At 68.5% G+C, this 21650-nt stretch carries 19 protein-coding genes; 9 read left to right on the forward strand and 10 right to left on the reverse strand.

The features are described 5' to 3' along the window. Positions 1-51: 51 nt before the first annotated feature. A complete protein-coding gene (locus AT700_RS03715) occupies positions 52-1833 on the reverse strand; it encodes an acyl-CoA dehydrogenase C-terminal domain-containing protein (RefSeq protein WP_003159276.1) in 1782 nt (593 codons plus the stop codon). A gap of 117 nt (positions 1834-1950) precedes the next feature. Further along, the gene (locus AT700_RS03720; protein WP_048520766.1) at positions 1951-3573 is read right to left on the reverse strand and encodes an acyl-CoA synthetase; all 1623 of its coding nucleotides are present in this window, start codon (positions 3571-3573) and stop codon (positions 1951-1953) included. 245 nt (positions 3574-3818) lie between these two features. Between AT700_RS03720 and bfiS the strand changes: the two genes are divergently transcribed. From bfiS to AT700_RS03755, 7 genes are all read left to right on the forward strand, one after another. Continuing rightward, positions 3819-6095 carry a two-component system sensor histidine kinase BfiS gene (gene bfiS / locus AT700_RS03725; protein ID WP_003123960.1) on the forward strand — a complete coding sequence of 759 codons (2277 nt, stop codon included), beginning with the start codon at positions 3819-3821 and terminating at the stop codon, positions 6093-6095. Between the two features lie 2 nt (positions 6096-6097). Beyond that, entirely contained in the window at positions 6098-6742 is a 645-nt protein-coding gene (gene bfiR, locus AT700_RS03730; protein WP_003101391.1) for a two-component system response regulator BfiR, read from the forward strand. Between the two features lie 154 nt (positions 6743-6896). Next, entirely contained in the window at positions 6897-7727 is an 831-nt protein-coding gene (locus AT700_RS03735) for an ABC transporter substrate-binding protein (protein ID WP_003118170.1), read from the forward strand. An 84-nt stretch (positions 7728-7811) separates the two neighbouring features. Continuing rightward, positions 7812-8510, forward strand: coding sequence for an amino acid ABC transporter permease (locus tag AT700_RS03740; RefSeq protein ID WP_003101388.1), 699 nt, complete (start codon positions 7812-7814; stop codon positions 8508-8510). After that, positions 8507-9211: an amino acid ABC transporter permease gene (locus AT700_RS03745; RefSeq protein ID WP_003101386.1), complete on the forward strand. Its 705-nt coding sequence runs from the start codon at positions 8507-8509 to the stop codon at positions 9209-9211. Before AT700_RS03740 ends, AT700_RS03745 begins: the two co-directional genes overlap by 4 nt. Further along, on the forward strand, positions 9208-9951 hold the full coding sequence (locus AT700_RS03750; RefSeq protein ID WP_003144541.1) for an amino acid ABC transporter ATP-binding protein: 744 nt from the start codon (positions 9208-9210) through the stop codon (positions 9949-9951). The genes AT700_RS03745 and AT700_RS03750 overlap by 4 nt, the downstream gene beginning before the upstream one ends. Before the next feature lie 8 nt (positions 9952-9959). Beyond that, complete coding sequence (locus AT700_RS03755) at positions 9960-10964, forward strand: isopenicillin N synthase family dioxygenase (protein ID WP_003101381.1); 1005 nt, start codon at positions 9960-9962, stop codon at positions 10962-10964. 40 nt (positions 10965-11004) lie between these two features. On the opposite strand, the gene pqsL is transcribed toward AT700_RS03755, so the two are convergent. The 6 genes from pqsL to AT700_RS03785 form a co-directional block, all read right to left on the reverse strand. Further along, positions 11005-12201, reverse strand: coding sequence for an FAD-dependent monooxygenase PqsL (gene pqsL, locus AT700_RS03760; RefSeq protein ID WP_003101379.1), 1197 nt, complete (start codon positions 12199-12201; stop codon positions 11005-11007). Between the two features lie 167 nt (positions 12202-12368). Next, positions 12369-13859, reverse strand: coding sequence for an aldehyde dehydrogenase (locus AT700_RS03765; RefSeq protein WP_003101377.1), 1491 nt, complete (start codon positions 13857-13859; stop codon positions 12369-12371). After that, complete coding sequence (locus AT700_RS03770) at positions 13852-14763, reverse strand: dihydrodipicolinate synthase family protein (RefSeq protein WP_003093588.1); 912 nt, start codon at positions 14761-14763, stop codon at positions 13852-13854. The genes AT700_RS03765 and AT700_RS03770 overlap by 8 nt, the downstream gene beginning before the upstream one ends. Positions 14764-14827: 64 nt before the next feature. Further along, on the reverse strand, positions 14828-16156 hold the full coding sequence (locus tag AT700_RS03775; protein WP_048520767.1) for an MFS transporter: 1329 nt from the start codon (positions 16154-16156) through the stop codon (positions 14828-14830). Positions 16157-16291: 135 nt separating this feature from the next. Then, the gene (locus AT700_RS03780; RefSeq protein WP_003101373.1) at positions 16292-17611 is read right to left on the reverse strand and encodes an NAD(P)/FAD-dependent oxidoreductase; all 1320 of its coding nucleotides are present in this window, start codon (positions 17609-17611) and stop codon (positions 16292-16294) included. A 92-nt stretch (positions 17612-17703) separates the two neighbouring features. Beyond that, complete coding sequence (locus AT700_RS03785; RefSeq protein ID WP_003101372.1) at positions 17704-18432, reverse strand: GntR family transcriptional regulator; 729 nt, start codon at positions 18430-18432, stop codon at positions 17704-17706. A 306-nt stretch (positions 18433-18738) separates the two neighbouring features. Between AT700_RS03785 and AT700_RS03790 the strand changes: the two genes are divergently transcribed. Continuing rightward, positions 18739-19761: a GlxA family transcriptional regulator gene (locus AT700_RS03790; protein WP_048520769.1), complete on the forward strand. Its 1023-nt coding sequence runs from the start codon at positions 18739-18741 to the stop codon at positions 19759-19761. A gap of 25 nt (positions 19762-19786) precedes the next feature. Further along, the gene (locus AT700_RS03795; protein ID WP_003118992.1) at positions 19787-20254 is read left to right on the forward strand and encodes a VOC family protein; all 468 of its coding nucleotides are present in this window, start codon (positions 19787-19789) and stop codon (positions 20252-20254) included. Positions 20255-20257: 3 nt separating this feature from the next. On the opposite strand, the gene AT700_RS03800 is transcribed toward AT700_RS03795, so the two are convergent. After that, complete coding sequence (locus AT700_RS03800) at positions 20258-20896, reverse strand: FMN-binding negative transcriptional regulator (protein WP_003118993.1); 639 nt, start codon at positions 20894-20896, stop codon at positions 20258-20260. 27 nt (positions 20897-20923) lie between these two features. Further along, positions 20924-21643, reverse strand: coding sequence for a B3/4 domain-containing protein (locus tag AT700_RS03805; protein ID WP_003118172.1), 720 nt, complete (start codon positions 21641-21643; stop codon positions 20924-20926). Positions 21644-21650 lie beyond the last annotated feature (7 nt).

Below are 21650 nucleotides of genomic sequence, written 5' to 3' on the forward strand. Positions count from 1 at the left end.
GCATGCTGTCCCGGAAAAAACACGCGGCCCACGGGCCGCGCGACGGAAGCTTCAGAACTGTTCCGCCTCCAGGCCGTACAGGCTTTCGCTGCCGGCTTCGACGGCGGCGGCGAGGGAGTGCACGCGGGGCAGGATGCGGGCGAAGTAGAAGCGCGCGGTGGCCAGCTTGCCGTCGTGGAACGCCGGGTCGACCTCGCGCTGGCGCAGCGCGGCGGCGGCCATGCGCGCCCAGAGGTAGGCGTAGGCGGTATAGCCGAACAGATGCAGGTATTCCACCGAGGCTGCGCCGATCTCGCGCGGGTCGTTGCCGGCGCGGGCGACGATGCCCTGGGTGAGGTTGTCCAGCAGGTCCAGGGCGGTCAGCAGCGGGGTGACGAACTCCGCCAGTTCGGCGTTGGCGCCGGCGGCGAAGGCTCGCACCTCGCGGCTGAAGATGGAGAGGAACAGCCCGCCGTTGGCGACCACCTTGCGGCCCATCAGGTCGAGCGCCTGGATGCCGTTGGTGCCTTCGTAGATCTGCGCGATGCGTACGTCGCGCACCAGTTGCTCCTGGCCCCATTCGCGGATGTAGCCGTGGCCGCCGAACACCTGCTGGCCGAGCACGCAGCTCTCCAGGCCGGTATCGGTGAAGAAGGCCTTGGCCACCGGGGTCAACAGGGCCACCAGGGCTTCGGCCTGGCTGCGTTCTTCCTGGTCCTCGGCGTACTTGGCCAGGTCGAGCTGCTGCCCGACATAGGTGGAAAAGGCGCGGCCGCCCTCGGTCAGCGCCTTCATGGTGAGCAGCATGCGGCGCACGTCGGGGTGCACGATGATCGGGTCGGCGGCCTTGTCCCTGGCCACCGGGCCGGTCGGCGCGCGGCTTTGCAGGCGCTCGCGGGCGTAGGCGACGGCGCTCTGGTAGGACATCTCGGCGCAGCCGATGCCCTGGATGCCGATGGACAGGCGCTCGTAGTTCATCATGGTGAACATCGCCGCCAGGCCCTTGTTGACTTCGCCGACCAGCCAGCCGCTGGCGCCGTCGAAGTTCATCACGCAGGTGGCCGAGGCCTTGATCCCCATCTTGTGCTCGATGGAGCCGCAGTGCACCGCGTTGCGTGCGCCGAGCGCGCCGTCGTCGCCGACCAGGAACTTCGGCACCAGGAACAGCGAGATGCCGCGCGAACCGGCCGGCGCGTCGGGCAGCTTGGCCAGCACCAGGTGGATGATGTTCTCGGTGAGGTCCTGCTCGCCGCCGGTGATGAAGATCTTCGTCCCGCTGATCCTGTATGAACCGTCGGCCTGCGGCTCGGCCTTGGTGCGGATGATGCCCAGGTCGGTGCCGGCGTGCGGTTCGGTCAGGCACATGGAGCCGGCCCAGGTGCCGGCGTACATGTTCGGCAGGTACCTGTTCTTCAGCTCCTCGCTGCCGTGCGCATCGAGGGCCAGGCAGGCGCCGGCGGAAAGGGTCGAGTAGAGGCTGAAGCTGGCGTTGGCCGCGTACATCATCTCCTCGAACTGCACTGCCAGCATCTTCGGCATGCCCATGCCGCCATGGGCCGGATTGCCGGTGAGGCCGACCCAGCCGCCCTCGGCGTAGGTCGCGTAGGCCTCGCGGAAGCCGGCCGGGGTGCGCACGGCGCCGTCCTGCCACTGCGCGCCTTCTTCGTCGCCACTGCGGTTGAGCGGCGCGAGCAGGCCGCCGGTGACCTTGGCCGCTTCCTCGAGGATGGCGTCGGCGGTGTCGGCGTCGATCCGCTCGGCCAGTCGCGGCAGGCGCTGCCACAGGGCGGGGGCGTCGAACACGTCGTTGAGCAGGAAGCGCATGTCGCGCAGCGGGGCGTTGTATTCAGGCATTGCACACCTCGTCGGTGAACGGCCGGCGGGACGGCCGCAGGTACAGGGTTGCCCGTGCGCATCCTGCCTACGGCCGCCGTGGCACGGCCGCTGCACGGGCAATTCGGCTGGCGGCGCTCAGAGGGCGGCGGCCCACTCGCGCAGCACGTATTTCTGGATCTTGCCGGTGGAGGTCTTCGGCAGTTCCGAGAACACCACGGTACGCGGAATCTTGAACGCGGCCAGGTGTTCGCGACAGAACGCGACGATCTCGCTCTCGGCGAGCCCCTGATGATCGCTCTTCAGGGTAATGAACGCACAGGGCGTTTCCCCCCACTTTTCGTCGGGCCGCGCCACCACCGCCGCCTCCAGCACCGCCGGGTGGCGGTAGAGCACGCCCTCCAGTTCGATGGTGGAGATGTTTTCGCCGCCGGAGATGATGATGTCCTTGAGCCGGTCGCGGATCTCGATGTAGCCGTCCGGATGGCAGACCGCCAGGTCGCCGGTATGGAACCAGCCGCCGGCGAAGGCTTCCTCGGTGGCGCTGGGATTCTTCAGGTAGCCCTTCATCACGGTATTGCCGCGCATGAATATCTCGCCGATGGACTGGCCGTCGCGCGGCACCGGCTCGAGGGTCTTCGGGTCGGCCACCATCACCCCTTCGAGGGTCGGGTAGCGCACGCCCTGGCGCGACTTGATCGCGGCGCGTCGCTCCAGCGGCAGGTCGTCCCACTCGCCGTGCCAGGCGCAGACCGTGACCGGGCCGTAGACCTCGGTGAGGCCGTAGACATGGGTGACGCGGATGCCCATCTCTTCCACCGCGCCGATCACCTTGGCCGGTGGCGCGGCGCCGGCGACCATGGCATGCACCGGGTGGTCGATGGCGGCCTTGGCCGAGTCGGGCATGTTGATCAGGGCGTTGAGCACGATGGGCGCGCCGCACAGGTGGCTGACCTGGTGCTCGCGGATCAGGGTGAGGACCTTTTGCGGATCGACCCGCCGCAGGCAGACGTGGACGCCGGCCAGCGCGGTCACCGTCCACGGATAGCACCAGCCGTTGCAGTGGAACATCGGCAGGGTCCAGAGGTACACCGGGTGCTGGCCCATGGACCAGGTCATCTGGTTGCCCAGCGCGTTCAGGTAGGCGCCGCGGTGATGGTAGACCACGCCCTTGGGGTTGCCGGTGGTGCCCGAGGTGTAGTTCAGCGAGATCGCCTGCCACTCGTCCCGGGGCCATTCCCAGGCGAACTGCGGGTCGCCCTCGGCGAGCAGCGCCTCGTAGTCCAGTTCGCCAACCGGGCGGCCTTCGCCATACTCGGGGTCGTTGACGTCGACCACCAGCGGCGGGTGGTCGAGCATACCGATGGCGGCATGGATCACCTCGTGGAATTCGTAGTCGGTGATCAGCACCTTGGCTTCGCCGTGTTGCAGCATGAAGGCGATGGCTTCGGCGTCGAGGCGTACGTTGAGGGTGTTCAGCACCGCGCCGATCATCGGCACGCCATAGTGCGCCTCGAGCATCTCGGGGATGTTCGGCAGCATCACCGCCACCGTGTCGCTCTGGCCGATGCCGCGCCCGGCCAGGGCCGAGGCCAGGCGTCGGCAGCGTTGGTAGGTCTGCGCCCAGTCGCGGCGGATGTTGCCGTGGATCACCGCGGGGTAGTGCGGATAGACGCTGGCGGTGCGCTCGATGAAGCTCAGCGGCGTCAGGGCGATGTGGTTGACGGCGGCGGGCGCGAGACCCTGTTCGAAGATCGACATGAAGAGTACCCCGTGGCTGATTGTTAGCTCTGTTCTGGGTAAGGGTCAGGATCTGCCGCGCGCGGAGAGACTGCGTCGAAAACGGCTGGTTTCTCTGGCTCGGCAGATCGTGAACAGCTTCCAAGGACCAGGCGAAGCGCTCCTTGGGTTGGGGCGATTTATAGCAACGATGAAAAATATATGGAAGTTAAACCATAAGCTTATAGTATAAATACCATATAAGTTCCCAGGATCATCTTCCGCCCATGAGTCCGCTTCCCGCTTCGCCTGCACTCAACAGCCTCCTGCGCCTGCTGCGCGAGGGCGCGCCGCTGGTCGAGCGGGTCGGTGCGCTGCGCCGCTTGCTGCTCGAACATCCGGGCACGCGCCAGGCCTGGTACCTGGCCTGGCAGCCGCAGGCGCAGACCTATACCCCGGTGCCGCCGTCGCCGGCGCTGCCGCCGGGCGCCGGCGAGCCGAACCGGGCCAGCGACCTGGCGTTGCGCGAGCGGCTGGTGCGCGACGGCCGGCTGGCTCTGGACGAATTGCGGCGTTCCGCCTCCTGGCTCGGCGCGCGCTTGCGGCGTGCCGGCGTGGAGCATGGCATGGCCTTCGCCCTCGACCTGCAGGCCGGCGACGAAGGCCTGCTGCTGGTGGCCAGCGATACGCCGCAGAGCGCTGCGCTGGACTGGCTCGGCCTGCTCCTCGCACCGTTGCTCGCCGCCGCCCGTGGCGTCACCCGCGCTGCGCCGTTCCTCGCGGCCGACCCGCAGCCGGCGCTGCTGCTCGACGGCGAGGCGCAGGCGGTGGAATTCAACCAGGCCTTCCTTGCCTTGCTTGGCGAGCGGCCGCGCGAGGCCTGGCGCGCTTACCTCCCGGCCAACCATGGGCAACTGGTGCGCGCCAGCCTGGGGCAGGCGCGGGCCCTCGGCGAGGTGGAGGCGGAGTGCGACGGGCGCATCCTGCTCTGGCAGTTCATTCCCGACAGCGCCGAGGCCCGGGTGCTGGCGCGCTGCCGCGACGCCACCGCCAGCCTGCGCGGCGAGCGCGAGGCGGCGCGGGCCAGCCGGCTGTACCGGCTGATCACCGAGAACACCACCGACCTGATTTCCCGGCATACCCTCGACGGCATTTTCCTCGACGCCTCGCCGGCCTCCTGGACCCTGCTCGGCTACTGGCCGGAGGAACTGCGCGGGCGTCCGGCGCAGGCGTTGTTCCACCCCCAGGACCGCGGCCAGGTGGCGCTGCGCGCGCGCGAAGCGCTGGAGCAGGACGGCTACCTGACCATCACCTACCGTATCCGCCACCGCGACGGCCGCTACCGCTGGTTCGAGACCGCCAGCCGGGCGATCCGCGAGACCTACACCGGGGCGGTGGTGGAGGTGGTCAGCGTGTCCCGCGATGTCACCCGGCGGGTCGAGGCGGAGGAGAACCGCCGGCGCCTGGCCGAAGTGGTCGAGGCGAACACCGACCTGGTGCTGTTCGTCGAGCATGGCGGCCGCGTCACCTACCTCAATCCTTCGGCACGTGCCGCCCTCGGCATCGCCGACGGGCAGGAGGCGCCGGCGCTGGAACGCCTGCTGGCCGGCGACACTCCGGCGCGGCTGGCCGAAGAGGGTTGGCGACAGGCGCGCGATGGCGGCGTTTGGAGCCGCGAGGGGCGCCTGCAACCGCAGGACGGGCGTCCGTCGCTGCCAGTCTCGCTGGTGTTGCTGGCCCATCGCGGCCGCGGCGAGGAGCGCTATTACTCGCTGGTGGCCCGCGACATGACCGAACGCGAACTGCGCGAGGCCCAGCAGCGCCGTCACCAGGACGAACTGGCGCACACTGCGCGGCTGGTCACTCTCGGCGAACTGGCCTCGGGCATCGCCCACGAGATCAACCAGCCGCTGGCGGCGGTGATGAACTACGCCAGCGCCAGCCAGCGTTACCTGGCCGTCCTCGGCAGCCAGCCCGAGGCCGCCGGGCGGGTGGCCGAGGGGCTGGCGCGGATCGGCGAGCACGCCGGCCACGCGGCGGAGGTGATCAAGCGCCTGCGCGCCTTCCTGCGCAAGGGCCAGCGGCGCCTGCAGGCGCTCGACCTCAACCAGGTGGCACGCGAGGCCATCGGCCTCTGCGCGTGGGAAGCCGGGCACTGGCAAGTGGCGGTGGAAGAGGCGATGACCGACAATCCGCCGCCGCTGTATGCCGACCGCGTGCTGCTCGAACAGGTGTTCCTCAATCTGCTGCGCAACGCCATCGAAGCCAACCGCGAGGCGCATCCCGGCTCGCCGTCGCGGGTCGTCATCGGTAGCCGCGTCGAGCCCGGCGGGCTGCTCTGCCTGTGGGTTCGCGACCAGGGACCGGGAGTGCCGGCGGATCAGCTGGAACACATTTTCACGCCGTTCCACACCAGCAAGCCGGAAGGGCTGGGCCTGGGCCTGTCGATGAGCCGCAGCATCGTCGAGGGCTTCGGCGGCACCCTCGAAGCCGAGCTGCCGGCGGATGGCGGGTTGCTCATGAACTGCCGGCTGCCGCTCGCCGCCGGCGCCACGGGAGGGTAACGATGGCTATGCCTGACGAAGCGCTGGTCTACGTGGTCGACGACGACCAGGGCATGCTCGAATCGACGGTCTGGCTGCTGGAATCGGTCGGCCTCAAGGCACGGCCCTTCACCCAGGGCCGGGACTTCCTCGATGCCTGCGAGGGCGGCCGCCATGCCTGCGTCCTGCTCGACGTGCGGATGCCCGGCATGGGCGGGCTGAACGTGCAGGACGAACTGCTGGCGCGCGGCATCGACCTGCCGGTGATCTTCGTCAGCGGCCATGCCGACGTGCCCATCGTGGTGCGCGCCTTCAAGGCCGGTGCGGTGGATTTCATCGAGAAACCCTACAACGAACAATTGCTGCTCGACAGCGTGCAGCAGGCCCTCGATCGCCACGCCCGTCGGCGCCGGCACCGCGATCTCGACGCCGGGTTGCGCGAACGCCTGGACAGCCTCACCCCGCGCGAGCGCGACGTGCTCTTGCCGCTGGTGCGCGGCTATACCAGCCGCGAGGTGGCCGAGCAACTGGAAGTCAGCGTGAAGACCGTCGACCTCTACCGCGCGCGGGTGATGAAGCGCATGCAGGCCCAGACCCTGCCGGAGCTGGTGGGCATGGCCATCGCCGCCGGGCTGGTGGACCCGCTGCGCTTGCGCGAGGGCACCTGAGCGCGCGCGGGCCCTGGCGCAGGGCGGAAGTGGCATAGTTTGATATCTCATATGGTTATATGAAAACCATATTTCACCGGATGTTTGGTTATTAATAGACTGCGGCCCACCCGGCGCCCGACGTCGAACCCCATTCCTCCGCGAGATACCCATCATGAAGATTCGCCTGCTTGGCGCAGCCGTGGCGGCTGTGTTCACCCTGATCGGCAGCGCTGCCCATGCCGACGACCTGGCCGACATCCGCAAAAAGGGCGAGATCGTCATCGGCACCCTTGGCACCGACGAGCCGAACAGCTTCATCGACCCGAAGACCCGTCAGATCATCGGCTACGAGGTCGATCTTGGTACCGAGATCGCCAAGGCCATCGGGGTCAAGCCGGTGTTCAAGCAGATTTCCGTGGCGGCGCGTATCCCGGAGTTGCAGCAGGGCCACGTGGACCTGCTCGCCGCCTCGCTGACCCACAACAAGGAGCGCGAGGCGCTGGTGGATTTCTCCTATTCGATCATCGTCACCGGGCAGAAGGCCCTGGTGAAGAAGAACGCCGGCTTCGCCTCGCTGCATGACCTCGACGGCAAGAAGGTGCTGACGGTCAAGGGCGGCACCCAGGAGCCGAACATCCGCAAGGCGCTGCCCAACGCCCAGGTGGTCACCTTCGAGACCAGCCAGCAGGCGCTGCTGGCGTTGCAGCAGGGCAAGGGTCAGGCCTTCGTCGACGACGAGTCGGCACTGGTCAACGATTTCGGCAAGCTCGGCGCGGCGGCCGGCGGCTACGCCATCCTGCCGGAGAACCTGAGTACCGAGGCCCTGGCCATCGCCTTCCGCAAGGGCAATCCGCAACTCAAGCAACTGGTCGACTCGACCCTCGCCGGCCTGGAGCGCAGCGGCGCGGCGGAGCAGCTGTACCTCAAGTGGTACGGGCCGGGCACCAAGTCCAACCTCAGCGAGCGCCACTTCAAGATCGATTCCGACCGGATCCCCGAGTGAGCGCCTGACGTCTCTGCGTGACGGCGACCATGCGCGTCGCCGCCCGTCCCCTGTGAGTCCTCGCGGACAGCGTGCGCCTTTCCCATGTTCGAGTTCGATTTCTCCCTGCTGCTGCGCGGCCAGTACCATGAGATGCTGGTCGCCGGCCTGCTGCTGTCGCTGAAGCTGGCCGCCGTCACCCTGGTCTTCGCCGTGCCGCTGGCGATGCTGGTGGCGCTGCTGCGCCTGGCGCCGTTCCGCGCCCTGCAATGGCTCGGTTTCGCCTATGTCGAGAGCATCCGCAACGTACCGCTGCTGGCGCACATGCTGTTCTGGTACTTCGCCGCGCCGGAATGGCTACCCGAGGACCTCAAGGCGTGGCTCTACGCCGGCAACATCGAGGCCGCCAGCGCTATCGTCGCGCTGACCCTGTACACCGCCGCGTTCATGAGCGAGGACATGCGCAGCGGCATCCGCGCGGTGCCCACGGTGCAACTGGAGGCCGCCCGCGCGCTGGGCTTCGGCTACCTGGCGAGCATGCGCCTGGTGATCCTCCCGCAGGCCTTGCGGATCACCGTACCGCCGCTGATCTCGCAAACCCTCAACCTGTGGAAGAACACCAGCATCGCCACGGTGATCGGCGTCGCCGAGCTGATGTACCAGGCCGGCCAGGTGGAGAGTTCGACCTTCCGCAGCTTCGAGTCCTTTGCCTTCGCCACCGCGGCCTATCTCAGCGTATCGCTGCTGATCACCGGCGCCGCCGCCTGGTACCAGCAGCGCTATCCGGGAGTCGAACGGCGATGACCACCCTGGAACTGATCGATAGCTACTGGCTGTACTTCCTCGTCGGCCAGTACCCCAACGGGCCGCTGGGCGGGCTGGCCCTGACCCTGGTCCTGGCCTCGCTGGCGCTGCTGCTGGCGCTGCCACTGGGCATCCTGCTCGGCCTGGCGCGGGTCAGCCCCTGGCGCTGGCTGCGCTGGCCGATCACCGCGCTGGTCTTCGTGGTGCGCGGGGTGCCGTTGCTGATGGTGATCTTCTGGGCCTATTTCTTCCTGCCGACCCTCACCGGCCAGCGCACCGACCAGTTCACCACCATGCTGCTGGCGCTTGTGCTGTTCGACGCGGTGTACCTGGCCGAGATCGTCCGCGCCGGCATCCAGGGCCTCGACCGTGGCCAGTTCGAGGCGGCGCGTTCGCTCGGCCTGGGCTACCTGGCGAGCATGCGCCTGGTGATCCTCCCGCAGGCGCTGCGCAACATGCTGCCGTCGTTGGTCAACCAATTCGTCTCGACGATCAAGGAGACCTCCCTAGGCTACATCATCGGCCTGGCCGAAGTCAGCTTCATCGCCTCGCAGATCAATACCCAGGTATTCACCCTGCCGACCCAGGTCTACCTGATCCTCGGCCTCACCTATTTCATCCTGTGCTTCGGACTGTCGCGTTTCGCCTTCTGGCTCGAACGCCGCCAGGCGCAGCGTGGCAATCCCAAGGAGGCCCGATGATCCGGCTGGAAAAGGTCAACAAATGGTACGGCGCCTACCACGCCCTGGCGGATGTCGACGAACAGGTCGGCCGCGGTGAGGTGGTGGTGGTCTGCGGACCCTCGGGCTCCGGAAAATCCACCCTGATCCGTACCCTGAACCGCCTGGAACCGATCCAGGGCGGGCGCATCCTGATCGATGGCCAGGACATCCACGCTCCCGGCCTGGACCTCAATCGCTTCCGCTCGCACATCGGCTTCGTGTTCCAGCAGTTCAATCTGTTCCCGCACCTGAACGTGCTGGACAACTGCACCCTGGCGCCGCTCCGTTTGCGCGGCCTGAAACCCGCGGAGGCACGCCGCCAGGCCATGGCGCTGCTGGAGCGGGTCGGCCTGGCGGACAAAGCGGCGGCGTTCCCCGCGCGGCTTTCCGGCGGCCAGCAGCAGCGCGTGGCGATCGCCCGCGCGCTGGCGATGGAGCCGCCGCTGATGCTGTTCGACGAACCGACCAGCGCCCTCGACCCGGAGATGGTCGGCGAGGTGCTGCTGGTGATGCGCGACCTGGCCCGCGACGGCATGACCATGGTGGTGGTAACGCATGAGATGGGCTTCGCCCACGACGTCGCCGACCGCGTGCTGTTCATGGACGCCGGCCGGGTGCTGGAGCGCGCCAGCCCCGACGATTTCTTCAACCGCCCGCAGCACCCGCGTGCGCGGAAGTTCCTCGCCGACATCCGCACCCCCTTCGCCCAACCCCTGTGAGGAACGCCATGAGCACTCCGAGTCTGCCGATCATCGATATCGCCGCCCTTGCCGGCAGCGACCCGGCGGCGCGACGGTCGGTCGCCGTGCGAATCGACCGCGCCTGCCGCGAGCAGGGCTTCTTCTACGTGGTCGGGCACGGCGTCGAGGCGCAACTGGTCGAGCGCCTGGAGCGCCTGGCGCGGCAGTTCTTCGCCCTCGACGAGACGAGCAAGCTGCGCTGGCGCATGGAGCTTGGCGGGCGCGCCTGGCGCGGCTATTTCCCTCTTGGCGGCGAACTGACCTCCAACCGCCCGGACTGGAAGGAAGGCTTGTACCTGGGCAGCGAACTGGACGCTGAGCATCCCGAAGTGCGCGCCGGGACGCCGCTGCATGGCGCCAACCTGTTCCCCGAGGTGCCCGGCCTGCGCGAGACGCTGCTGGAGTACCTGGACGCAACCACCCGCGTCGGCCACCGGCTGATGGAGGGCATCGCCCTCGGTCTGGGACTGGAAGCCGACTACTTCGCCGCGCGCTATACCGGCGATCCGCTGATCCTCTTCCGCCTGTTCAATTACCCGAGCCAGCCAGTACCGGAGGGCCTCGACGTGCAGTGGGGCGTCGGCGAACACACCGACTACGGCCTGCTCACGCTGCTCCACCAGGACGCCATCGGCGGCCTGCAGGTGCGCACCCCACAGGGCTGGCTGGAGGCTCCGCCGATACCGGGCTCGTTCGTCTGCAACCTCGGAGACATGCTCGAACGCATGACCGGCGGCCTCTACCGCAGCACGCCGCACCGGGTGGCACGCAACACTTCGGGGCGCGACCGCCTGTCGTTCCCGCTGTTCTTCGATCCGAACTTCCATGCCCGCGTGCAGCCCATCGAAGGGCTGCCCGAGGTGCCGGAACAGGATGACAGCGCCCGTCGCTGGGACCAGGCCAACGTCCACGCTTTCCACGGCGAGTACGGCGACTACCTGCTGAACAAGGTGGCCAAGGTATTCCCGCAGTTGCGCCGCGACCTGCTCTAGGCGCGCGGCCGGACGCTACGCTCCGGCCGCGCTGGCGGGTTCAGCCGAGCGGCGCCGGCGACCGCACCGGCTGGTAGGAGCGCTCGCCGCCCAGGGCTTCCGGCGTACGGCTGCTGCCCTGCAGGGCGGTGTCGAAGACCCCGGCGAAGCGCTGGCGATCCTCCAGGCTGGTGGCCAGCGCATGGCCATAGGAGACGATCGCCTGGTTCACCGGGAAGCGCTCGGCCTGGTAGCCGGCCAGGGCATCCTCCAGCGCGCAGGCGTCGCGCAAGGCCAGGTCGAGGGCGTCGGCCAGGGCGCTGGCGTCCTCGATGGCCAGGTTCATGCCCTGGCCGGTGATCGGATGCACGTTGTGGATGGCGTCGCCGAGCATCGCCACGTTGTCCGCCCAGTAGCGGTCCAGGTTCAGGTAGCCGATGGGGATGCCCTTGAAGCGCGAAGTGCCGGTGACGGCGGCGATCGCCTCGGCGCTCTCGTCGCCGACGAAGCGTTGCAAGCGTCGGCGCAGCGACTCGCCGCGGGTGTCGGCCATCAGCTCGCGCGCCTCCTCCCTGGGGAAGCTCACCACCAGTCGCGCGCGGTCGAAACCGATCGGATAGAAGTAGGCCAGCCCGCCCTGCGAGTCCACGTACAGGCGGTTGCGCTCGGCCACGCAGGGCGCCAGGGCGAAGGTGCCGACCAGCATCGGCGACGGGTAGGGGCGGCGTTCCACATCGATATCGAGCAGCCGGCGGCGCACGTAGGAGGCGATACCGTCGGCTCCCACCACCACCCGCGGACGCAGCACGCGGCCGTCGTTCAGGCGCACCTGGTCGATCGCGTGGCGCTCGTCGCGCTGCACCGCTTCGATGCGGGTCTCGAACAGCATCTCGACGGTCGCTTCGCCGTCGATCTTTTCCAGTACCAGGCGGCGCAGCGACTCGCAGGGCATGAGGATGAAATAGCCGCGCGCGTCGACGCTGGAATAGTTGAAATAGCGAAGCAGCTCGCCGTCGTGATAGACCTCCAGCTCATGGCGGACCCGCCCACCGCGACGGGTCACCTCGGCCAACAACCCGGCCGCCTCGACCACCCGGATGCCGGCCGGCTTGAGCAGGTCGGCGCCGTTGATCGCGCGTTCGCGCCGTGCCTGCTCCACTACCACCACGCGGTGGCCCTGGCGGCCGAGCAGGTAGGCGAGCATCGCCCCGCCGATGCCGCAGCCGTTGATCAGTACATCGATATGGTTGTCCGTCATGGATGAGTCTCCGTGTCGTTCCTGGCGGAAAAGGGAAGGGTGGAGGCAGCAGCATAGCGACGGAACGTTATGCAGAATGGGTGTTGTCTGCACTTGGTCGCCTGTCCGGCCCGGTTGTCCGGTCTCGCTGCCAGGCGGGAGTGCCGGCCCTTGCGGGCCGGACAGCTTCAGGAAGCGTCGATCCAGATGGTCTTCAACTCTGTGTACTGGTCGTGTGCCCAGACCGACTTGTCGCGACCGCCGAAGCCTGACTCCTTGTAGCCGCCGAAGGGCGTCGAGGCGTCGCCCTCGCCGAAGCAGTTGACGGTGACGATCCCCGCACGGATCTCCCGCGACAGGCGCAGTGCGTGGCGCAGGCTGCCGGTGTAGGCCGAGGCGGCGAGGCCGTAGACGGTGTCGTTGGCCAGGGCGATGGCTTCGTCGATGTCGTCGAAAGAGGTGACCGAGAGCAGCGGGCCGAAGATTTCCTCGCGGAACAGCCGGCTGTGCGGCGAGACGCCATCGACCACGGTCGGCTCGACGAAGATGCCAGCCTCGGTGGCGCCGCCGAAGCGCACCGCCAACCGCTCCGTCCTGGCCTGGTCGAGGTACGCGCGGACCTTCTCGAAGTGCGCCGGGCTGACCAGCGCGCCGAGGCGATTACGCGGATCCAGCGGGTCGCCCATGCGCCACTCGCGGAGCTGCGCGCCGATGCGTTCGAGCAGCGCCTCGCGGACCTCGGCGTGGACGATCAGCCGCGAGGACGCCGAGCAGTTCTCGCCCATGTTCCAGAACGCGCCGTTGACCACGTGTTGCGCCACCAGGTCGAGGTCCTCGACATCGTTCATCACCACCGCCGGGTTCTTGCCGCCGCACTCCAGTACCACCCGCTTGAGGTTGGACTCGGCGGCGTACTTGAGGAACAGGCGGCCGGTCGCGGTGGAGCCGGTGAAGCTGACCATCGCCACGTCCGGGTGGCGGCCCAGCGGTTCGCCGGCCTCGCGGCCGCCGCCGGGGACCACGTTGAACACCCCGGCGGGGATCCCCGCCTGGCTGGCCAGTTCGGCGACGCGCAGGGCGGTCAGGCTGGTCTCGGGGGCCGGCTTGACCACTACGGAGCAGCCTGCCGCCAGCGCCGGGCCGATCTTCCAGGCGAGCATCAGCAGCGGGAAGTTCCACGGCAGCACCAGGCCGACCACGCCGATCGGCTCGCGTACCACCATGGCCAGCGCCGCCGAACCGACCGGGGCGGTGCTGTCGTAGATCTTGTCGATCAGTTCGGCATGCCAGCGCAGGGTATTGATGGTTTCCGGCAGGTCGGTGTGCTGGCATTCGCGGATCGGCTTGCCGCTGTCGAGGCTCTCCATCACCGCCAGTTCCAGCAGGTGCTCTTCCAGCAGCTCGGCCAGGCGCAGCAGCGCCGCCTTGCGCTCGGCGGGCGTGCGCGAGCGCCAGCGGCCGTCCTCGAACGCCCGCCGCGCGCTGGCCACGGCGTGCCCGACGTCCTCCGCGTCGCAGGCGGCGACCTGCGCCAGCAGCTCGCCGGTGGCCGGGTTGGTCGAGGCGAAGGTGCGGCCGCCGCAGGCATCGCGGAACCCTCCGTCGATGAAGGCGCGCTGGGGAAGGTCCAGCGTCGCGGCGATGGCCGCGTATTCCTCCCGGCTCAGCAGCTCAGTCATGGCGGCCACCCTCGACGATCCGCGCGACCTCGCCCTTGAGCCTGGCGACGATCTCCGCCAGTGCCGCCTTGCCGGCCTCGTCCAGCGCCTTCAGCGGCGCACGTACGCCGCCGGCGCGCAGGCCGGCCAGCTCGCAGCCGTGCTTGATCGACTGGACGAAGTGACCGCTTTCGAGAAAGTCCATCAGCGGCATCATCGCCGCCATGATGCGCCGGCCCTTGGCGAAGTCGTTCTCGACCACGCAGGCCTGGTACAGGGCGAGGTGTTCGCCAGGGATGAAGTTGGAGCCGGCGCAGACCCAACTGCGCGCGCCCCAGGCGAAGAACTCCAGGGCCTGGTCGTCCCAGCCGCAGGACAAGGCGATCCGCGGGTGGCGGCAGGCCAGGCGGTGCAATTGCGCGGTGGAGCCGGAGCTTTCCTTGATCGCGACGATGTTGCGGCAGCCGGCGACGGCGGCGAAGAACGCCTCGTCCATCTCCACGCCCATCCGCGCCGGATAGTTGTAGAGCATGATCGGCAGGCCGGCGGCGCGATCCACCGCCAGCACGTGCTCGGCGATCTCCCGCGAGGTCGGCAGCGCGTAGGGCGGCGAGCCGACCAGGATGGCGTCGGCGCCGATGGCGCGGGCGGCTTCGGCGTAGGCCAGCGAGTCCTCGGTGCGGATCGCGCCGGTTCCCACCACCAGCGGCAGGCGCCCGGCGATGACTTCGCTGGCGTGGGCGGCGAGGGCCAGGCGTTCCTCGGCGGTGTGCGCGTAGTACTCGCCGGTGGAGCCGCCGATCACGATGCCGTGCACCTTCGACTCGACGAGAAACTCCAGGACCTCGGCGAAGGCCTGGGTGTCGATGCTGCCGTCGGCGCTCAGCGGGGTGATGGCGGGGGTATAGATACCTTCGAATTTCACGGGGGTTCCTCCTGTGGGATGCTGGGCCGCGGCGCACCCGGCGGACGCTGCCGCGGCGGGTGGTTCAGGTGAGCGAAGCCGCCTGCTGCAGGTTCAGCGAACGGGTTTCCGGCGCCAGGGCCCAGGTCACGAGCAGCCCGAGCAGGGTCACCAGCGCGGCGGCGTACATGGTCTGGGCGGTACCCAGGGTTTCCAGGGAAAGCGGCACCAGGTAGGTGCCCACCGCGGCGCCGACGCGCGATAACGAGGTGCCGACGCCGACCGCGAAGGCGCGGATCTCGGTGGGGAACAGTTCGTTCGGGTAGACCAGTTGCAGCACCTGGGCGCCGCCGATGAACAGCGCGTAGGCACCGAACAGGCCGAGGATGGTCGCCTCCGAGCCGGCGTGGAAGACGCCCAGCCCGAGCAGCGCCAGGCCGGACCAGAGGAAGCTGTGCAGCAGCATGCAGCGCCGGCCGATGCGGTTGATCAGGCGGGTGGCGATGATGCAGCCGATGACGAACAGCAGGGTGATCGCCACCGAACCGTAGGAGGCCCAGTCGCCCTTCAGGTTCAGCGCCAGCAGCACCTTGGGCGCGAAGGCGTAGACGGCGAACACGGGGATCACCGAGCAGGTCCAGAACAGGGTGACGAAGAGCATGCGCTTGCCGTAGCCGGCGTAGAGCAGGTGCCAGATGGTGACCTTCCGTTCCAGCGCCTGTTCGGGCAGGTTCTCCAGCGAGAAGGCTTCTCCGTAGACCTGGCGGATGACCCGCTCTGCGTCCGCGTCGCGGCCCTTGCTCAGCAGCCAGCGCGGCGACTCGGGGGTGCCGATGCGTAGCAGGAACAGCACGGCACCGATCGCCGCGGTGCTGGCCAGTACCAGGCGCCAGTCGTCCTCGCCGCCGCTGCGCAGGATCAGGTCGCCGACCAGGTAGGCGAAGGCGGCGCCGGCGAACCAGAGGATGGTCAGGGTGGCCAGGCGCGGTCCGCGATACTTCTTCGGCAGGAACTCCACCAGCAAGGCGGTGGCGACCGGGTACTCGATGCCCACCGCCACGCCGATCAGGAAGCGCAGGACGAACAGCGCCGCCGCCGAGTCGACCCCGTACTGCGCCAGGGAAGCGAGGACGAACAGGCTGGGGCCGACGAAGAACAGCCTGCGGCGGCCCAGGCGGTCGGTCAGCCAGCCGCCGAGGAAACCGCCGAAGAAGATGCCGACCAGCGCCGAGGCGGCGATCATGCCCTGCCAGAAACTGCTCAGTTGCAATGCCGCGGTCATCTGCAGCATCGCCACGCCGATGATGCTCAGCACGTAGCCGTCGACGAAGGAGCCGCCGCCGGAGCGCAGGGTCAACAGCCGGTGGAAGGCGTTGAGGGGTACGTCTTCGATCGAGGTCGTAGGATTTGTCATTATTGTCTCCTGGTTCTAACCGCTGCCGGTGAATTCGGGCCGAGCGAATCCGCGAGGCTGGAACGCTCTCCAGCTCCGGTCTTCAATGGCCGTCTGAATCGAAGTCGGCGCCCGCGGGCGCGTTCCTAGGGATGCCTAGCTTTCTCTACCTGCTCGATACTGCCCCCACCTCAGGTTGAGGTTCACGCCAAGGGAAAGGAGTGGTTCGGGTGGATTGCCGCTGGGACCGGGCGCGCGCAGCAGGAAGTCGATCAGCTCGTTGCGTTCGCCCGCCAGCCAGTCGGCCAGCAGCTTCCCGGTGACGGTCCCGCGGGTTACCCCCAGGCCGTTGCAGCACAGGGCGCCATAGACGTTGGGCGCCAGCTCGCCGAAGTGCCCCATGTGGTTCCTCGACAGCGCCAGCGAGCCGCCCCAGGTGTAGTCGAAGCCGACTTCCGGGAGCATCGGGAAGCGCTGGCGGAACGAGGCGCGATGGCGTACGGCGAAGCGCTCAAGGTACTTCCCGGCGCTGCGTCCGTCAGGGTTGAAGCTGAAGCTGTTGCGGATCAGCAGGCGGTTGTCCGGGGTACGCCTCACCGTGGTGCCGTAAGGGTCGGCCGGGATCAGGCCCCAGTAGGGGCGCCCGCCGAGGCGGGCCTGCTCCTCGGCATCGAGCGGCCGGGTCAGGCTGGCGTAGGTGAAGATCGGCAGCATCCGCCCCTGGAGGAAGCCGAAGCTCATGCCGAAGGCGTTGTTGGCGAGGACCAGGCGGTCGGCCAGGATGCTGCCGTGGGGATGGCTCAGCAGGGTCCTGTCGCCATATTCCACGGCGGTGATCGGTGTGTGTTCGTAGAGGCTGACGTTGCCCGGCAGGCTGTCGGCCAGGCCCTTGACCAGGGCCGAGGGCTGCACCAGCAGGGTACCGGGGGTGAACAGGGCCTTGCGATAGAAAGCGGTGCCGATGTGTCCCGGGAGGTCGTCCGCCTCGATCACCTCGTAGGCCTGGCCGAGCCGATCGAGGCCGCGCCGGTAGGCGTCGAGCACAGCCACGCCGCGCGCCTCGACGGCCGCCTGGTACTTGCCGCAGGCCTTCATCTGGCAGTCGATGGCATGGCGCTGCACCTGTTCGCGGAGCAGCGACTGGCCGGCGAGATTGAGCTTCAGGCCGATCCGGGCGGTCGCTATGTCGCCGATGTAGTCGTCGGCGCCGATGTCGTGGGGCAGGTCGATGGCGAAGCCGGCGTTGCGCCCGGCGGTACCGAAGCCGACTTCCTGGGCCTCGACCAGGACGATCTCCTCGTCGGGAAAATGCAGCGCCAGCTGGCGCGCGGCGGCGAGGCCGGTGAAGCCGGCGCCGACCACCACCCAACGGGCGGCGCTCCTGCCGTAGTGGGCCGGCTTCGGCCGCCGCGGCGGGCTGAGGTGATACCAGCCGCAGGAACGGTCGTCGGCCGGAAGGTGGGTTACTTTCGTCATCGCAGGGACCTGACTCTTGTTATTGGAACCCGGTAACCATCCCCTGCGTGACCGCCTCCGCTTCTCGGGCGGGGCCGTGGCGCGGGGGCTCGCTAACCCTCGTAGACCAGCGCCACCTCCACTCCGGCCGGTGCCGCATACTCGGCCATGCGCCGGCGCGACAGCTCGAAATGCGCACGGACGATGTCCGCCGCCGCATCCGGATCGCGCCGCTGGATGGCATCGACGATCTGGTCGTGCTGGTCGCAGGCGAGTTCCAGGTCGCGTTGCATGTCGTCGGTGGTCGGATGGCGGTAGAAGATCTTGCCCAGCCGCGCATGGTCGATCAGCAAGCGGCGCAGGCTCGGCATGAGGTAGTCGTTGTGGGCCATCCTGCCGATCTCCAGGTGGAAGGCGTCGTTGTGGATGACGCGGTTTTCCACATGCTTCTCTTCGATGGCCTTGCGGAAATCTTCCTGGATCGCCTTGAGCGTCTCGATCTCCGCTTCGCTGGCATGGGTGGCCGCCAGTTGCGTGGTGGCGATGTAGATCAGCGGCGCGGCGAGAAAGAAGGCGTGCAGCGAGTCGTGGCTCATGGCCGCGACGCGCGGCGCACGGTTGGCTTCCAGTTCGATGTAGCCCTCGGCGGCGATCTGCCGCAGCAGTTCGCGCACCGGCGGGCGCGAGAGGCCGAACTCGTCGCACAGGGCGAGTTCGTCGACGACCGCGCCGGGCGCCAGTTCCATGCTCAGGATCCGCCGGCGCAGCGCATCGCCCAGCACCGCCTTGCGGTCGAAGGGGGCATCGGCGCTGTTCGAGTCGACGTCGGGTTGGGCTTTCATGGAGGCCTTTCTACTTGTCATGGGCTTTGTCTACAGTTTGTATAATGACTATAGGGTTCTGTTAGACAATATGTCTACAGGTTTTCGGGGCGTCTCCGCACCGTTCGTCCGCGCTGTTTCCGCTGACGCCGTGGCGTGTGAAAGGGGCAGCCCCCCGAGGGCGTATTTGAGCACATTCCCCCGGCGCGCCAGGGAGGCGCCAAGTCACATGGCTTGCGCATATGATGGAGCGCCCGGGGTTTTCGCCGTGACGGCAGGCGTCGCGGCCCGCTGGCCGGGAACAAGAAGAACAAGAGGCACGAATCGATGGAAAGAAGGCGTTTCAGCGCCGCCCTGCAAGGGCAGAACCTCAGGTTCACCGGGGCCGGGGAGGGGGGCTCGGCACGGGCGCGGGTGGGCTTCCTGCTGCTCGAACACTTTTCCCTGCCGGCCTTCACCCAGGCGCTGGACACCCTGGTGACCGCCAACCTGATCCGCAGCGAGTCCTTCGCGGTGAGCAACTTCAGCCTGAGCGGCGAGCCGGTGACCAGCGACCTCGGGTTGCTGATCTGCCCGGACCTGGCGCTCGCCTCGGCGGCGTTGCAAGGACTCGACCTGCTGGTGGTCTGCGGCGGTTTGCGCACGCCCCTGCGCTCGTCCGCCGCGCTGCGGGAAGCGTTGCAGGACGTGGCGTCGCGCGGCGTCGCCCTGGCCGGGCTGTGGAACGGTGCCTGGTTCCTCGGCGACGCCGGCCTGCTGGATGGCTACCGCTGCTGCATCCATCCCGAGCACCGCGCCGCCCTCGCCGAGATCGCCCGCAACAGCCAGGTGACCAGCGACAGCTATATGGTCGACCGCGACCGCCTGACCGCGGCCAGCCCCACCGGCGCCTTCAACCTGGCGCTGGAGTGGATCGCCCGGCGCCACGGGCGCGACCTGGTGGAGGCGGTGGTGGATATCCTCGCCTTCGAGGAGTCGCGCTACCGGCGGGTGCGCCCCGCCCTGCACGAGAAGATGAGCGAGCCGCTGCGCGAAGTGATCAACCTGATGTCGGCGAATATCGAGGAACCGCTCAGCCAGGAGCAGCTCGCCCACTACGTGGGGCGCTCGCGGCGGCAGATCGAGCGATTGTTCCAGCAGCAGCTCGGAACCACGCCGGTGCGCTACTACCTGGAGTTGCGGATCATCGAGTGCCGGCGCCTGCTGCAACATTCCGACCTGACCATGCTGGAGGTCCTGGTCGCCTGCGGCTTCGTCTCGCCCAGCCACTTCAGCAAGTGCTACACCGCCTTCTACGGCTACCCGCCGTCGAAAGAAGTGCGCTACGGCAACGTCCGCTCGACGAAATGAGGGCGTTCCGCCGGACGCGGCCGGCATGCTAGAACGGACCTTTCGCCCTGGCCTGCGGAGGTCCTGCGCCATGTCCCAGCCTTTTCTCTGGCGTCGCGTCAACGACTCGTCCGGTTTCGCCGAGCCGCGGGTGTTCATCCGTGTCTACCTGGAACCGGGCAGCATCGATGCGGCCATCGCTTTCTACGAAGACCTGCAGGGCGTCGCCCACGACATGCGCTTCGACTTTCCCGAGAAACGCCTGACACTCGCCGCGGTCGGCGCCTTCCTCCTGCTGGAGGGCAGCGACGAGGCGCTGGCGCCGTTCCGCAGCACCACCGGCACCCTGCTGGTGGACGACATCGAGCCCTATCACCGGCGGTTGCTGGCCGCCGGTGCGCAGATCATCTTCGGGCCGGCGCGCGCGCCCACCGGCGCCTGCTTCAATGCGCTGCTGCCGGACGGCACGGTGGTCGAGTTCGTCCACCACCGGCCGCAGCCGGGCGAGGCCTGAACCTCAGCCCTCGCGCCGGGCGGCGCAATCGTCCATGGCCGCGCCGATCGCCTGTTCGCCGCGGGCCAGCAGCGCTGCGCTGGCGCCGCGGATATCGCGGGCTTCCTTGTTCTGGCTGAGCTTGAACTTGCCGACCAGGCGGGTGATCTCGATTTCGATGCCGACGATCAGCCGGAGCATCTCGTCGATGTAGTCGGCGGGGCCGTCGGTCATTTTCCAGGGCGTTTCCTGGGTCGCCTCGTGGGTGCGGGTCAGGCGCGCCACCAGGCCGCGCACATAGCGTTCGTCGTCGCGGATCCGCACCCGGCCGTGGGCGTGGACCACCCGGTAGTTCCAGGTCGGCACCTGGCGGTGGTGCTCCTGCTTGCTCGGGTACCACTGCGGCGAGATGTAGGCATCGCCGGCGCGGAACACCACCAGCACCTCGTCGCCGTCGCGCAGCTCGCTCCAAACCGGGTTGTTGCGCGCGACATGGGCTTCCAGGGTGCCTTGCGCGCCCTTTTCCGGGCTCAGCTCGAACGGCAGGTGGTTGGCGTCCAGGCCCGCTTCGCCGTGGCTGACCAGCAGGCCCAGCGGATAGTCCCGGATCAGCGCGTGCAGCGCCTGCGGGTCGGACTCTTCGAAATGCGAAGGCAGGTACATGTTCTGTTCTCCTCGGGGACTCGGCCCTTATACGCTGTCGGTGGGTTCCGTCGCCACGCACAGCAGGCGCGAGTCGGCGCGCATGCCGGGCATCATCAGGCGCAATTCGTCGAGCAGCAGGCCGCCCGCTTCGTGCAGGGCCGCCAGCGGCATTTCCGGCAGGCTCTCGAGGATGAACCACATGCGCTGGGCGCTGGCGTCCAGGCGGGTGCGCACGCCCTGGCGCCAGTTCCAGCGGCGGCAGGTGACGCCGAGGTCGTCGCGCCAGACCACCTCGCCGGGGTCGGGGGATTCGTCGACCGCCTCGCCGTTCTTCAGGGTGTCGAAGGTCTCGCTGCCGTCGGCGACCACCAGGCGCGGCGTGCCGGCATAGGCGGCGAGGTTCTCGCCGCCTACCGGAATGGCGAATTGCACGCTGATGGCGTTGTACAGGTCCACCACCGGGTCGATGCTCGGCAGCCCACCGTCGCGCAGCGCACGCTTGCGCAGGGCTTCGGCGGAGCAGGGGGTGCGCTGCGGCTTGGCGCCGAAGCGGCGGAACGCCTCGGCCCAGGCTGCCAGGTGCGCCTCGGCCCAGTCCGGTTCGCCACGCGCCAGCGCCTGGCAGGCGCGCTCTACGGCGCGGTCGGCGATTTCCGGACGAACGATCGGCGCCGCCTCGACGGTGAGGCTCAGGGCGCGGAAACCGGGGGCGAGGGCGGCCACCTCGGCGGCGATGACGGGGAGGATCGGGGCGTGCTCGGGCATGGTCGTC

This window comes from Pseudomonas aeruginosa (assembly GCF_001457615.1).
In the GTDB taxonomy this organism is placed as follows: domain Bacteria; phylum Pseudomonadota; class Gammaproteobacteria; order Pseudomonadales; family Pseudomonadaceae; genus Pseudomonas; species Pseudomonas aeruginosa.